This window comes from Methylosinus sp. H3A (assembly GCF_015709455.1).
In the GTDB taxonomy this organism is placed as follows: domain Bacteria; phylum Pseudomonadota; class Alphaproteobacteria; order Rhizobiales; family Beijerinckiaceae; genus Methylosinus.
Map to the genome: position 1 here is coordinate 2,523,739 of NZ_JADNQW010000005.1, position 13,451 is coordinate 2,537,189.

Annotated in this window: 13 protein-coding genes; 3 read left to right on the forward strand and 10 right to left on the reverse strand. The window is 67.3% G+C overall.

What is annotated here, in order from left to right:
* Position 1: 1 nt before the first annotated feature.
* The 5 genes from IY145_RS14765 to gmd all read right to left on the reverse strand — a co-directional run bounded on the left by IY145_RS14765 (position 2) and on the right by gmd (position 5,215).
* Positions 2-949, reverse strand: coding sequence for an outer membrane protein (locus IY145_RS14765; RefSeq protein WP_196408901.1), 948 nt, complete (start codon positions 947-949; stop codon positions 2-4).
* Between the two features lie 130 nt (positions 950-1,079).
* The gene (locus tag IY145_RS14770) at positions 1,080-1,631 is read right to left on the reverse strand and encodes a hypothetical protein (RefSeq protein ID WP_196408902.1); all 552 of its coding nucleotides are present in this window, start codon (positions 1,629-1,631) and stop codon (positions 1,080-1,082) included.
* Between the two features lie 190 nt (positions 1,632-1,821).
* Positions 1,822-3,237: a glycosyltransferase family 1 protein gene (locus IY145_RS14775; protein ID WP_312030593.1), complete on the reverse strand. Its 1,416-nt coding sequence runs from the start codon at positions 3,235-3,237 to the stop codon at positions 1,822-1,824.
* Complete coding sequence (locus tag IY145_RS14780) at positions 3,234-4,229, reverse strand: NAD-dependent epimerase/dehydratase family protein (protein ID WP_196408904.1); 996 nt, start codon at positions 4,227-4,229, stop codon at positions 3,234-3,236. The genes IY145_RS14775 and IY145_RS14780 overlap by 4 nt, the downstream gene beginning before the upstream one ends.
* Positions 4,226-5,215, reverse strand: a complete 990-nt coding sequence (gmd, locus tag IY145_RS14785) for a GDP-mannose 4,6-dehydratase (protein ID WP_196408905.1) — start codon at positions 5,213-5,215, stop codon at positions 4,226-4,228. Before gmd ends, IY145_RS14780 begins: the two co-directional genes overlap by 4 nt.
* A 298-nt stretch (positions 5,216-5,513) precedes the next feature.
* On the opposite strand from gmd, the gene IY145_RS14790 reads away from it, so the two are divergent.
* A complete protein-coding gene (locus IY145_RS14790; RefSeq protein WP_196408906.1) occupies positions 5,514-6,806 on the forward strand; it encodes a glutamate-5-semialdehyde dehydrogenase in 1,293 nt (430 codons plus the stop codon).
* A 214-nt stretch (positions 6,807-7,020) separates the two neighbouring features.
* Positions 7,021-7,656: a nicotinate-nucleotide adenylyltransferase gene (locus IY145_RS14795; protein ID WP_196408907.1), complete on the forward strand. Its 636-nt coding sequence runs from the start codon at positions 7,021-7,023 to the stop codon at positions 7,654-7,656.
* On the opposite strand, the gene IY145_RS14800 is transcribed toward IY145_RS14795, so the two are convergent.
* Together IY145_RS14800 and rimO are read right to left on the reverse strand one after the other, a co-directional pair.
* Positions 7,609-7,872: a hypothetical protein gene (locus IY145_RS14800; protein WP_196408908.1), complete on the reverse strand. Its 264-nt coding sequence runs from the start codon at positions 7,870-7,872 to the stop codon at positions 7,609-7,611. The genes IY145_RS14795 and IY145_RS14800 overlap by 48 nt on opposite strands.
* A 241-nt stretch (positions 7,873-8,113) precedes the next feature.
* On the reverse strand, positions 8,114-9,472 hold the full coding sequence (rimO, locus tag IY145_RS14805; RefSeq protein ID WP_196408909.1) for a 30S ribosomal protein S12 methylthiotransferase RimO: 1,359 nt from the start codon (positions 9,470-9,472) through the stop codon (positions 8,114-8,116).
* A 232-nt stretch (positions 9,473-9,704) separates the two neighbouring features.
* Here rimO and IY145_RS14810 point away from each other — a divergent pair, with 232 nt between their 5' ends.
* Entirely contained in the window at positions 9,705-10,682 is a 978-nt protein-coding gene (locus tag IY145_RS14810) for a beta-ketoacyl-ACP synthase III (protein WP_196408910.1), read from the forward strand.
* A gap of 7 nt (positions 10,683-10,689) precedes the next feature.
* Here IY145_RS14810 and IY145_RS14815 read toward each other — a convergent pair whose 3' ends face one another.
* From IY145_RS14815 to IY145_RS14825, 3 genes are read right to left on the reverse strand one after another with little or no spacing between them, the layout of a single operon-like run.
* A complete protein-coding gene (locus tag IY145_RS14815) occupies positions 10,690-11,346 on the reverse strand; it encodes an isoprenylcysteine carboxylmethyltransferase family protein (protein WP_196408911.1) in 657 nt (218 codons plus the stop codon).
* Positions 11,346-13,136: an FAD-dependent oxidoreductase gene (locus tag IY145_RS14820; RefSeq protein WP_196408912.1), complete on the reverse strand. Its 1,791-nt coding sequence runs from the start codon at positions 13,134-13,136 to the stop codon at positions 11,346-11,348. The genes IY145_RS14815 and IY145_RS14820 overlap by 1 nt, the downstream gene beginning before the upstream one ends.
* A 30-nt stretch (positions 13,137-13,166) precedes the next feature.
* Entirely contained in the window at positions 13,167-13,451 is a 285-nt protein-coding gene (locus tag IY145_RS14825) for a hypothetical protein (RefSeq protein WP_196408913.1), read from the reverse strand.

Consider the following 13,451-nt stretch of genomic DNA (forward strand, 5'->3'; position numbering starts at 1 on the left):
GTCAGTCGGTTGTGATACGAACGCCCAGTCGGACCTCGTGAGAGACCAAGTCGTAGGGCGCCGCCGTCGCGCCAGACGAGCCCGCCAAGCCTACATATTTCCCCGAATTCAAGAATCGGTAGCCCACGTCGATCTTGATGTTGTCGGCCACGTCGTAGGTCACGCCTGCGAGCAGAGCCCAGGCGAACTTCCAGCTGCTTTTCGCCCGCGAGCGGTCCCAATACTGCTGCGCGAACGCCAGCCCGGGCTGTGGGGTGAGGGCGGCGCCTGTGATTCTGTCGATCCAAACGAGCGGATAGCCTTCGACCGGCGACAAATCTGCCGTGTAAGGCGTGCCATTGGAAGATTTGTAGTAGTTGACCGCGCCGTTCGACCGAACATAAGAAACGCCGGCGCCTGCGCCGACATAGGGCGTAAAGCCGTACCAGTTGCCGAGATCGATGTAGGCGTTGAAGAGGCCTGTGGTCCTGCTCAGATTGCCTGTTGTACGGGCGAGGCAGGTTTCATTCGGATCGACGCCATAGCCGAGCGTTTGACTCGGCGCGATGAGCACGCCGTTACTGTTGTACTCCGGCTGTGAGCTCAACGGATGATTTTGATACGGGCACCAGACGGGCGCAGAGGTCGCGTTCGGGCGAATTACCGACCGATCGAGGGCAATCTCCGTACGTAGCCAGGAATTGTATTGATAGCCGGCCCCGAGCGAGCCCGAGACCGATCCGGTGCGGGTCGATGCGTTGACGAGGTCGGCGATAATAGTCGGCGATGTAATGTTCGAATAGCCGACGTCGCCGCGAAGATACCATCCCGTGCCGAGTTCCGCCGGACCGTCATCGAGGGGAGGCGGAGAGAAGAAAGGCATGTCCGCGGCGGCGGCCGGGCCGGCGGTCAAAAAGCCCAGGGCCGCGCAAAAAAGCCCCGCCCCGGCGCAGGAACCGGAAAATCTCATTGGTTCATCCTCGCTTCGCGCCGGGCGGCCTCGAGCGGGCCGCGACGCGGGTGATGAACAATGAGTAAGCGATTATACTTAATTGTTACTTAATGCGCCCCGCTGCGGCCCAGCGGCGGGGCGCATCGCGTCAGATCAAGTTGAAGACGCGGACCAGCAACGGCGACAGGATCAGCAGCATGAAGCCGATATAGATCGCCGAGAGCGCGAAGGCCGGGATGAAGCGCAGCGAGGCGTGGCGGAAGATCCACAGGAAGACGGTGAATTTCCACATCACTAGCGGGAACAGCACAAAGCCGACGAGCTTGGCGGCCGGCAGCGGCGGCGGGAATATCTGCGCGACGAACAATGACAGCACCATGGAGACGACGGCGATGATCGCGCCCGTGGCGGCCAGGGCGACGAGCGTCTGCTGGAAGCGGTCGCGCGCTCCGGCGAGGAACAGCGCGCCGAATGTCACCGCGGCCAGCAGGCCGGCGCTCAGCAGGCCGTAGACGAGCGACGGAAGAATGTCGCCGTTCACCAATTGGCCGCCTGCTTCCGCGGCGGCATAGGCGCCGAGGCTGATCCACAGCGCCAGCCGGGAATCGGGCATGGCGGTCGGCCCGACCTCGAGCTTGATGAGGTCGAGGAGCGCCTTCGGCGTCGGCGGCAGGCTGATGGACGGCGGCGAGATCGACATTTGACGGCCTATCGGGTTGGAGCCTCGTCACGGCAGGCGCGACTCGCGCCCCCGCTGCACACAAAAGCGGCGAAGCCTGCGGTTCGAGAGAGCCGCAGGCGCCGCCGCCGCAGCCGCGTCTCTATCATGCTTTCGGGCGCGGCGGAACAACGAGCCGCAGGAGCCGAGCAAGAGGCCGGCAGGATGCGGTTCAGGGCAGCCTCTGGCTCCAATCCTCCGTCGCGATCACCTGCGCGACGCGATGCGCCGCCTCCGCCCAGGAGGCGCGGCTGACTTGGGACGGATCGGCCGAGACGCGGCCGTCCAGAAAATCCGCGATCCGCTCCGCCAAGGCCTGCGGATCATTGACTCGGAAATAGACCGCGCCCGCGCCGCCGACCTCCCGGAACACGGGGATATCGCTGCAGATCACCGGCCGGCCGCGACGCGCGGCCTCGGAGATGGGCAGACCGAATCCTTCGGCGTAGGAGGGGACCAGCGCCGCCGCGCTCTCGTCATAGAGAAAGGCGAGCTCGGCGTCGCCGACATCGTCGAACCAGAAGAGACGCCGCCCGAATTCGGCATGGCCGCGAATTTCGGCGACGATCGCCTCCTCGAACCAGCCGCGCCGCCCGACGAAGACGAGCCGCGCGTCGCGGCCCGCGCGCCAGAGCGCGTCGAAAGCTCGGAGCGCGACGCGATGGCCCTTGCGCGGCTCCAATGTCCCGACGCTCAGAAACATCGCGCCGCCGGCGGCCGCCGCGGCGATCTCCGGGCGGGGCGCGGCCGGCGCGGCCTCGGTTATGTCCGAGCCGCAATGGAACCAGCCGATCGCGAGACCCGGCCGATGCGGCGCGCCGGCCTTGGCCACGAACTCGGCGAGCTGCTCGGCGACAGTGCGCGAAATGGCCAGAAATGCGTCGCTCTCGACGAGCGCCCGTCGCAGCCAGGCCTCGTAGCGCGGCGGCGTCACCTCATGGCAGGCGTGCGGATAGAGGACCGGGATGAGGTCGAAGACGCAGGTGACGATCTCGCCGCCGCCGGCGCGGATGCGCGCGAAGATCGGCTGGAACTCCTCGAAAGCGTTCCAGCTGTCCGAGAGCATGAAGAAGCGATCGCCGGGCGCGATCTCGATCTCCCGATCAGGGCCGGCCGGCTCGCCACCGAGCGCCGCGACAAAGGCTTCGCAAGTGAACAGCCGCCCGCCCTCGCAGCGCACGGCGACGGCCGGGATGGGCAGCGCGTCGTCGCGATAGAGCGCCTGCGTAATCTTTTTGACGACGCGCTGTATGCCGGTTCCGGCGTCATGTCGCGCAGTAGCCGTCACATCGACGAGCAATCGTCGCGCCCGCGTCGTCGGATGCGTCGCGGGTGGCGTCTCCATCGCCGACGGCTCGAGCGCCGGAGCGGCCGCATCGCGGGAGAGGCGTCGAAGGACCGGCGAGACGGCGTCGACGAGCGCCGCCTCGAAGCGGCGAAGCGGCCGGAAGATCAGCCAGGCGGCCGAATAGACGTTTTTTTCCCGCTCATGAACGAGATGCAGCAGCTCCGCCCGGAGATAGTCGAGCTGATGCTCGAGGAGGCGGACCCGCTCCTCCAAACGTCGCTCGCGGTCGCTTTCGGTCACTTCGTCCGTTCTGCGGACGCACGCCAATAGTCGAGCAGATCGACGAGCGTCTCGTCGATCGTCCGGCGCGGGCTCCAGCCGGTCGCCGCGCGCAGCTTGGCGGCGGCGCAACGGGCGATCGGAATGTCCGCCGGCCGCAGCCGCTCGGGATCGACGACGATCTCGAAATCGCGGCGCGAGAGCGCGCGCATTCTGTCGACCAGGGACGCGAGCGAGCGCGTCTCGCCCGAAGCGATGTCGAACACATTGCGGGCAGGCAGATCGGGCGCGACGGCGATGAGGCGGAGATAGGCGTCGATGACGTCGCGCACGTCCAGAAAATCGCGCTGCACCGACAGATCGCCCACCGAAAGGCGCGGTTCGGCGCGTCCCTGCTCGATCTCGACGATCTGCGCGGCGAAGGAGGAGACGGCGAAGCGCTTGTCCTGCCCCGGGCCGATATGGCTGAAGGGCCGCGCCACGACGAGCCGCGCCGTTTGCGGCAGCAAGTCGGCGAACATGGTCTCCGCCGCCACCTTGGAGCGGGCGTAGGCGTTGAGCGGGCGCGGGACCATGTTCTCATGCGCCGCGCCTTCGCCGAGACTCGTCCCATAGACGTCGGCGGTGGAGGCGAAGATCACGACGGCCTCGGCCGCGTGACGCGCGAGCGCCGAGGCGAGATTGAAGGAGCCGACGAAATTGACGCGCCAGGTCTCCTCCGCCGCGACGAAGGAGCGCGCCGCCGAGGATTGGGCGGCGAGATGGACGACGAGATCGGGCCGCGACTCGGCGATCGTCGCCGCGACATCGGCGGGATCGAGGAGATCGAAGCTCACCGGGCTCCAGCCGGAATTGGGATCGGCCTCGCCGGCCCGCGCGAGCGACATGCGCTGCGCGGAGGGATAGGCGCGGGCCAGCGCCTCGAGCATATAGCGCCCGACGAAGCCGGAGCCGCCGGTCACCAATATGCGCTCGAAACGGGCCGATGAGTTGGACGCCGTTTCTTGGGTCATCGAGTTCTCGGTTCCTGCTTCAGCCGCGCGAGATCGGCGTCGACCATTTCGCGGATCAGCTGGTCGAGCGAGGTCTCGGGGGCCCAGCCCAGGGCCTTGCGCGCCTTGGAGGAGTCGCCGAGCAGAATTTCCACCTCCGCCGGGCGGTAGAAATTCGGGTCGATCACCACATGCGCCTCCATGTCGAGGCCGGCATGCGCGAAGGCGATGCGGCACATGTCGCGCACAGTGGTGGTGACGCCGGTCGCCACCACATAATCGTCCGGCGTCTCCTGCTGCAGCATCAGCCACATGGCGCGCACATAATCGCGCGCATGGCCCCAGTCGCGCTTGGCGTCTATGTTGCCGAGGCGCAGCTCCTTGGCGAGGCCGAGCTTGATGCGCGCGACGCTGTCCGTCACCTTGCGGGTGACGAATTCTATGCCGCGCAGCGGGCTCTCATGATTGAAGAGAATGCCCGAGGAGGCGTGCAGGCCGAAGCTCTCGCGATAGTTGACGGTGATCCAATGACCGTAGAGCTTGGCGACGGCATAGGGGCTGCGCGGATAGAAGGGCGTCTTCTCGCTCTGCATCGGCTCCTGGATGAGGCCGTACATTTCGGAGGAGGAGGCCTGATAGAAGCGCGCGCCGGGAGCGCCGAGCCGCACCGCCTCGAGCACATTGGCGACGGCGACGGCGGTGATGTTGGCGGTGAGGATCGGCTGGCGCCAGGAGGAGGCGACGAAGGACTGTGCCGCGAGATTGTAGATCTCGTCCGGCTTCACCTCCTGCACGATGCGCAACAGGCTCGAGAGATCGCCGAGATCGCCGTCGAGCAGATGCACGTCATCGGCGACGCCGAGCCAGCGGAGCCGATGGTCCTCGACGCCCCGATGCGAGGAGCGTCGGATCACGCCATAGACCTCATAACCTTTGCCGAGCAGTAGTTGTGCGAGATAGGCTCCGTCCTGCCCGGTAATGCCCGTCAACAGCGCGCGTTTCGTCATAGAAGAACCTCTTTCGGCGAAGCGCTCCGACCGACGCCCGCCGGGACGCCGCATCGCATGCGTCCAGAGGCGCCATCGGGCATTTGCCCGGGAATGGATCGGCTCGGGAAACGAGAGCGAGCCGTTTTCGCCTTCCGCGGGCGATGTCTCGAGATCGAATTCCCGCGAGCCGTGGATATGAGTTGCAGGCGTATTACAAAAGGCCTCGTCGGAAGGCAAGTCTGCTCGATTCGAGCCCGCTTTCGGGCGCAGGGCGATTCATGGTAGCGGATCGCGAGCAGCGGAAAAGGCGAAAAAAATGGCGCGAGCGGAAGCAGTCGTGACGGGGGAGCGGGAGTTGGGCGATCTGATGGCCGAGCTCGGCCGCAGCGCCCGGCAGGCGGCGCGGGCGGTCGCGCTGGCTCCGGCCGAGGTCAAGAATGCGGCTTTGCGCGCGGCGGCGTCGGAATTGCGTCGGCGCGCGCCGGCTCTGCTCGCCGCCAATGCGCTCGATGTGGCGGAGGCGAGAGGCCGCGGAACGGTCGCCTCCTACCTCGATCGGCTGACGCTCGACGACCAGCGCGTCGAGGCGATGGCCCGCGGCCTCGAGGAGATCGCCGATCTGCCCGATCCCGTCGGCCGTCTGCTCGCCTCCTTCGAGCGGCCGAACGGTCTGCTCATCGAACGCGTCGCGACGCCGCTGGGCGTCATCGGCGTCATTTATGAGAGCCGGCCCAATGTCACCGCCGACGCCGGCGCCCTCTGCCTCAAGGCCGGCAACGCCGCCATATTGCGCGGCGGCTCGGAGAGCCTGCGCTCCTCGCGCGCGATCCATGAATGTCTCGTCGCCGGTCTCGTCGCGGCGGGTCTGCCGGAGGCGGCGATCTCACTCGTGCCCATCGCCGACCGCGCCGCCGTCGGCGCCATGCTCGCCGGGCTCGACGGCAATATCGACGTCATCGTGCCGCGCGGCGGCAAGAGCCTCGTCGCGCGCGTGCAGCATGAGGCGCGCGTGCCGGTTTTCGCGCATCTCGAGGGCATTGTTCATGTCTTCGTCCATGCGGAAGCGGATCTCGACATGGCGAGACGCATCTTGCTCAACGCCAAGCTGCGCCGCACCGGCGTTTGCGGCGCCGCCGAGACGCTGCTGGTCGATCGCGCCTGTGCCGCCACACATCTGTCGCCGCTGGTGAAGATGCTGCTCGACGCCGGCTGTGAAGTGCGCGGCGACGACGCCGCGCAGGCGGCCGACGCGCGCGTGCTGCCGGCGAGCGAGGAGGATTGGCGCGCCGAATATCTCGACGCCATCATCGCCGTGCGCGTCGTCGACGGGCTCGAGGCGGCGATCGCGCATATTGAAACCTACGGCTCGCATCACACCGATTGCATCATCACGCAGAACGAGGATGTGGCGCGGCGCTTCATGGCCGAGGTGGATTCGGCGATCGTGCTGCACAACGCCTCGACGCAATTCGCCGATGGCGGCGAGTTCGGCTTCGGCGCCGAGATCGGCATAGCGACGGGCCGCATGCATGCGCGCGGGCCGGTCGGCGTCGAGCAGCTGACGTCGTTCAAATATCGCGTGCATGGCGCCGGGCAGGTGAGGGGATGAGCGCGCGATCTTCGTGCGCGCATCCTTCTCCCGCTTGCGGGAGAAGGCAGCCTCGCGAAGCGAGGTCGGATGAGGGCCCCGGCGATTATCGCGATCGTCGGCGGCAATTCGGTTCGTATGCCGAAAACCGCGGCGGCCCTCATCCGACCCGGCTTCGCCGGGCCACCTTCTCCCGTAAACGGGAGAAGGGGCGCGAACATTCGAAGATCGCGCGATGATCCGCCTGCCGCCCCATGCGCCGGGGATGCGGATCGGCCTCTTCGGCGGCTCCTTCGATCCGCCGCACGAGGGGCACGCCCATGTCTCGCAAGTCGCGCTGCGGCGGCTCGCGCTCGATCGGCTCTGGTGGCTGGTGACGCCCGGCAATCCGCTGAAGCAGACCGCCGGCCTCGCTTCGCTCGCGCAGCGCATCGCAGCGGCGAGAAAGCTCGCCCGTGATCCGCGCATCCTCGTCACCGGCCTCGAGGCGGAGATCGGCGCGCGCTACACCGCCGATACGCTGCGCTTCCTGCATCGGCGCTGTCCGCATGTGCGTTTCGTCTGGATCATGGGCGCGGATAATCTGTTGCAATTCGACCGCTGGCGCGATTGGGAGGAGATTGCGCGGACGACGCCCATCGCCATCGTCGATCGGCCGGGCGCGACCTTCCGGGCGATGTCCGCCAAGGCGGCGCAGCGCTTTTCTCGCGCGCGCCTGCCAGAGCGCGCGGCGCCGTTGCTCGCAGACGCCGCGCCGCCCGCTTTCGTCTATCTGCACGCACCGCGCGTCGCGCAGTCTTCCACCGCGCTGCGCAGCGCGAAATTATTTGCCGGCGCTGCGGCGCTGCCACCAGAGCAGGGCGGCCCCTAGGCCGATCATCGGCACGACGACCAGCACATAGGTCCAGACCGTGCCTTCGTCATAAGGGTGACTGTCGTAATAGCCGAACTCGACCGCCTGCTGATACGGGTTGCGGAAGAAGAAGGTGACGAACACCCACATGGCGAGGATGACCGCCGTGAAGAACATCAGCTGACGGCTGGCCAGGAAGCGCGGAATGCGGTCCTTCGGGGGCTCTTCGGTCATAGGCGGCGCTCCTCTCCCATTGTTGTTTTCAGCGCTCGTCGTGCGCGGTTCCTTCTCCCACTCGTGGGAGAAGGTGGCCTCGCGAAGCGAGGTCGGATGAGGGTCCGTCGCGGTTCGCGGACACTGTCGTCAACGCGGCGTCTTTCGCGCTGGGCGGGGCCCTCATCCGACCCGGCTTCGCCGGGCCACCTTCTCCCGGAACGGGAGAAGGAGACGCGCGGCGCGGCTTCGCCTTCATATATCACACCGCTGCGCCGTAGAGATCATAGGCGTCGGCGCGGTCGATCTTCACCGTCACAATGTCGCCGGCGCGCAGCGGACGGCGCGAAGAGATATGCACCGTTCCGTCGATCTGCGGCGCGTCCGATTTGCTGCGTCCGCGCGCGAGGCCTGTCGCGCCGCCGCCCGGCTCGTCCACCAGAACCTGCAGGCGCTTGCCGATCTTGCGCTTCAGCAGGCGGGCGCTCACCTTCTGCTGGCGCTCCATGAAGCGCTTCCAGCGCTGGTCCTTCACCTCGGGCGCTATGGCGTCGAGCGGCAGATCATTGGCGGGCGCGCCGGCCACGGGCTCGTAGCGGAAGGCGCCGGCGCGGTCGATTTCCGCCTCCTCCAGCCAATCGAGCAGATAGGCGAAATCCTCCTCCGTCTCGCCGGGGAAGCCGACGATGAAAGTGGAGCGCAGCGCGAGATCGGGGCAGATGCGCCGCCACGCCTTTATCCGCTCCAGCGTCTTTTCCTCATTGGCGGGGCGCTTCATCGCCTTCAGCACGGAAGGGGCGGCGTGCTGAAAAGGAATGTCGAGATAGGGCAGGATATTGCCCTGCGCCATCAGCTCGACGACCTCGTCCACATGCGGATAGGGATAGACATAATGTAGCCGCACCCAGGCCCCGAGTGAGCCGAGTTCCTTTGTGAGATCGAGGAAGCGCGCGCGCACGGCGCGGTCGCCCCATTGGCTCTCGGAATAGCGCAGATCACGGCCATAGGCGCTGGTGTCCTGCGAGATGACGAGCAGCTCCTTGACGCCCGCCTTCACCAGCCGCTCGGCCTCGCGCAGCACCTCGCCCGCAGGCCGCGAGGCCAGCGAGCCGCGCAAATGCGGAATGATGCAGAAGGAGCAGCTATTGTCGCAGCCTTCCGAGATTTTGAGATAGGCGTAATGGCGCGGCGTGAGCTTGACGCCCTGCTCGGGCACGAGATCGAGAAACGGGTCATGGCTCGGCGCGGCGACGGCGTGGACGGCCTCGACCACGCTCTCATAGGCCTGCGGGCCGGTGATCGCGAGAACGTCGGGGAAGCGCTCGGTGATCGCCTGCGGTTCGGCGCCCATGCAGCCGGTGACGACGACCTTGCCATTCTCCTTCAGCGCCGCGCCGATCGCCTCCAGCGATTCTGCCTTGGCGCTGTCCAGAAAGCCGCAGGTGTTCACCACTACGACATCGGCCCCCGCATGGGTGCGGGTGAGTTCATAGCCCTCGGCGCGCAGGCGCGTGAGAATGCGCTCGCTGTCGACGAGCGCCTTGGGGCAGCCGAGCGAGACGAAGGAGACGCGCGGCGCTTCTTTGGCCGGCGCGGGCGGATCGGCGGGGACGTTCTGCATGGCCGCAGGCTTGCCATGGCGCGCGCGCCATGGCAATCGCGCGCGGATCGAAACGAGAACTCGGCGCAGCTCGCCAAAACGCGAGCCGAGCCGGCGCGAGCCCGGCCAAACTCGAGCTCGGCTTGGGGATTAACGAGTTTTAAGGTTCGCGCCTCGCCAATCCCTGCTAGGCATGAGGTTCATGCGGCGGCGTCCCCGCCGCCCCCGGTCAAAAGAAAGAGGCTGCACGCCGTTGCTCAGAACCGTCATACTCGGAACCGGATCCTACGCCCCCGCGAAGGTTCTGACCAACGCCGACCTCGAGAAAATGGTCGCGACCAATGGGGCCTGGATCGTCAGCCGCACCGGGATCGAGGAGCGCCGCATCGCCGCGCCGGGCGAATCCACCTCCGATTTGGCCGCCGCTGCGGCGAAAAACGCGCTGGAGCTGGCTGGCGTCGATCCGCGCGAGCTGGATCTCATCATCGTCGCCACAGTGACCGGCGACGCCCAGACGCCCGCCTGCGCAGCCTTTCTGCAGGCCAAGATCGGGGCCGAGAACGCTTTCGCCTTCGATGTCTCGGCCGCCTGCGCCGGCTCGCTCTATGCGCTCTCCATCGCCGATCAGTTCATCAAGACCGGCAAGGTTCGACGCGCGCTCGTGGTCGGGGCGGAGACTTTGAGCCGCGTCGTCGATTGGACGAATCGCGAGACTTGCGTGCTGTTCGGCGACGCCGCCGGCGCCATGGTGCTCGGTCCGGGTGAGGAGGAAGGCCGCGGCCTGCTCTCCACCAGTCTGCGCACCGATGGGACCATGACCAGCATTCTCGGCATTCCGCGCGCCTATGATCCGCGTCAGGACGGGCCGACGCCGGGGGAGGCGCATAAGATCAAGATGCGCGGCCGCGAGGTCTATAAGGTCGCGCTGCGCCTATTGCCGGAAATCGTCACCGAGGCGCTGGCCATGGCCGGCCTCGAGGCGAAGGATGTCGATCACGTCATCGCGCATCAGGCCAATGCCCGCATCATAGAGGCGTCGCTGGCGTCGCTCGGCGTGCCGCTCGAGAAATGCTGGATGAATATTTCCCGCTTCGGCAACACGTCGAGCGCCTCCATGCCGATCACTCTGGACGAGGCCAATCGCGCCGGCCGGCTGAAGAAAGGCGATGTGATCGCCATGATGGCGATCGGCGCCGGAATGACCTGGGGCGGCGCGGTGCTGCGCTGGTGAGGCGCTTTCAGTAGAGGCCGGGAACGAGCCGGGCGGTGCGCGCGCGATAGGCCTCGTAAGTCGCGCCGAAATGGGAGGCGAGCAGCGCCTCCTCGGATTTCATGCGGGCGACGAGCGGCGGGATCGTCGCCGCTGCCAGCAGCAGGCCGACGATGGAGCGAAAGGCGAGCGCCCAGCCGACGAAGCCGATGAGAAGGCCGAGATAGCTCGGATTGCGGATATGGGCGTAAACGCCGGTCGTCACCAGCTCGTGACCCGGCTGTATGGCGACGAGGCCGCTGAAGCGCCGCCCGAGCACGAACACCGGCCAGAGACGGACCACGCCGCCGATGACAGAGAGGATGACGCCGATCCAGCGCAGCCCGTCGCCGCCGATCGTGAGAATGTCGAGGCGATCCGTATAGGCGGGGAGGAAGGCGTCGAGCAGGCCGATCACGCCGAAAGCGGCGAGCACCCAGCGATTGCCGCGATCCTCGCGCTCTCCGGCGCCGAGATGGCCCTGCGAGAAAGCGGCGGCGACGGCGAGCGCCAGCGTGACGAGCGCCAGCGCGACGAGCGGCGGCTTTACGAGAAAGGCGGAAACCCCGCCCGCGCCCAGCGCCGCGACGCCGAGATAGGCGAGCGTGAAGAAGATGGCGGAAGCGGCCGTCGCGAGCTTTTTCATTATTGGTCCTTCAGAGCCTGAAGCGCGGCGCGCCGGCCGGAGCCGACAGCGCTCTCCACGGATGGAGCGCCTTCGACATGTTGTCCGGCGAAAACCACGGGCCCCAGTGGCGCGCAGGCGATGCGCCGTGGCGCCTGGGCGCGGTCGAGCCTTCCGCTCGCGTCTCGCGTCGCGCCGAAGAGGAAGCCCGGCGGCGGCCGCAACATGCTGTGGCCCCAGCGATAGAGGAAGAGCGCGCGCACATCGCGATCGAAATCGAAATCCGCGCCGCGCATCAGCCGCGACAGATCGTTGCGGAGCGAGTCTTCGTAATCGGAAAAGGGCGTGTGCATCAGCTTCATGCGCGCTTCGGCGAGACCGTCGAGCGGCGCGTCGCAGCCGCCATAGAAGGTGAGCGTCGTTTGCCGCTCGGGATCGGCGCGCTTGTCGCTCATCCAATCGGCGACGATGTAATTGACGAAATGGCGTCCGCCCCACCAGCTCTGGCTATAGCCGAGACCGAGTTCCAGCAGCGGCGCAGCGCGGCGCAGCGTCACATTGGCGGTGACGATCGGCGCGGCATGGAACCCGCTCCAGGCCTCCTTGCGCGCGGCGTCGGAGACATGCGCGACGAGATGGCGCGCGCTCTGCGCCGGCGCGGCGAGGATGATCTGCCTCGCAGAGACGCGGCGAAAACCGCCGTCCTTGAAATAGACGACGCTCGCGCCCGCGCGCGCGTTGGAGGATCGCGGATCGATCCGCAGCGCCGTGGCGTCGCATTCGATGCGCGGCGGCGTCTCGCTCTGTGTCAGAAAGCGCTGAGCGCGGCGTGCGATCTCCGAAGTTCCGCCCGGATAAGTGAAGAGGGCGCCGCGCGTGAATTCGCTCGACAGGAATGCGAGCGCGCTATGGGCGTTCACCTGTTCGGCGGTTCCGCCGAATGCGGTGAGCGTATAGGCGGTGAAGAATTGCGCGACGATCGGATCGCAGCGTAGTTGCTCGTCGAGGTAATGCCTCAGGCCGATAGTCGAGAGATCGTCGAGCGCCGGATCGCTCTCATCCGCCGGATCGGTGAGGCCTTTTTCGCCGAGCGCGCGGATCGCTTCACGCGCGCGGGCGAAGTCGGCGACAATGCGCGCGTCATAGGGAAGCTGGGCCAAGCCCTTTTCGAACGTGTCGATGTTCCAGCGACGGCCGGCGATGGCGCCGGGGGCGAATTCGTCGAAATAAAAGCTGCTCTCCGGGCCGGGGATGCTCTGCGCGCGCCAGTCGACTCGAAGCGCGCGATAGAATTGCGCGAGCCAATCGGCGGCGGGCGCGGCTCCATAGGCGCCTGCGGTGGAGGCGGGGCCGGGAAGCGGCGCGCCCTCGTCGCGGCCGGCGTTGCCGCCGAGACGGGAGGCGGCCTCGAGGATCGCCACGCGCGCGCGCGGCCGCTCGCGCAACAGATGAAAGGCCGCAGAAAGGCCGGAGAGACCGCCGCCGATGACGATGGCGTCGAAACCCGCGCTCTCGTCGATGATGGGGAAAGTCCCGGCGATCTCGTCGCAGCCGGGCGCGACCGTGACGGAGCCCGTCTCGAAGCGCAGGCGCTCGTCGCGCAGCCAATGCGAGACCATGAAGGTCGACGGAAGATTGCCGCCGCGCAGCGCGCGCGGATCGAGGCCGATCGGCCCGTCGCAGGACGCGCCCGCGAGCGCCGCCAGCGCCCGCGTCGGAACGCTGCCGACAATAGCGGAGCCGCCGGCGGCGATGAGCAATCCGTTGAGAAAGTCGCGTCGCGCGATGCCGATCGAGGGCGTTCGAACCATTGGTCGCTCCTCCCTCGCCGGCCGCGGGCGTCAGCGCCCCCCGGGCGTGAACATCATGCGCAGGCGCCCGCGCCGGCCCCGCTCGGCGACGGCGCCGGAGCGCTTGCCGCTATGCGAGACCGCCTGCTCCTCTGGAGCGAAGGAGAGAGCGGAGCGCGTGTTATGCGCGCGGGCGGCCGGGCCGAAGGAGGCGAGGCAGCGGTTATACGCGTCCGCCGCCTGTATCTGCTCGCACTCGCCGATGTTGCGCGGCTCTGCGACCGCGGCGCCCGTCGCGAGGCAAGCGACGAAGACGAGCCGAATCATGCGAAGCAT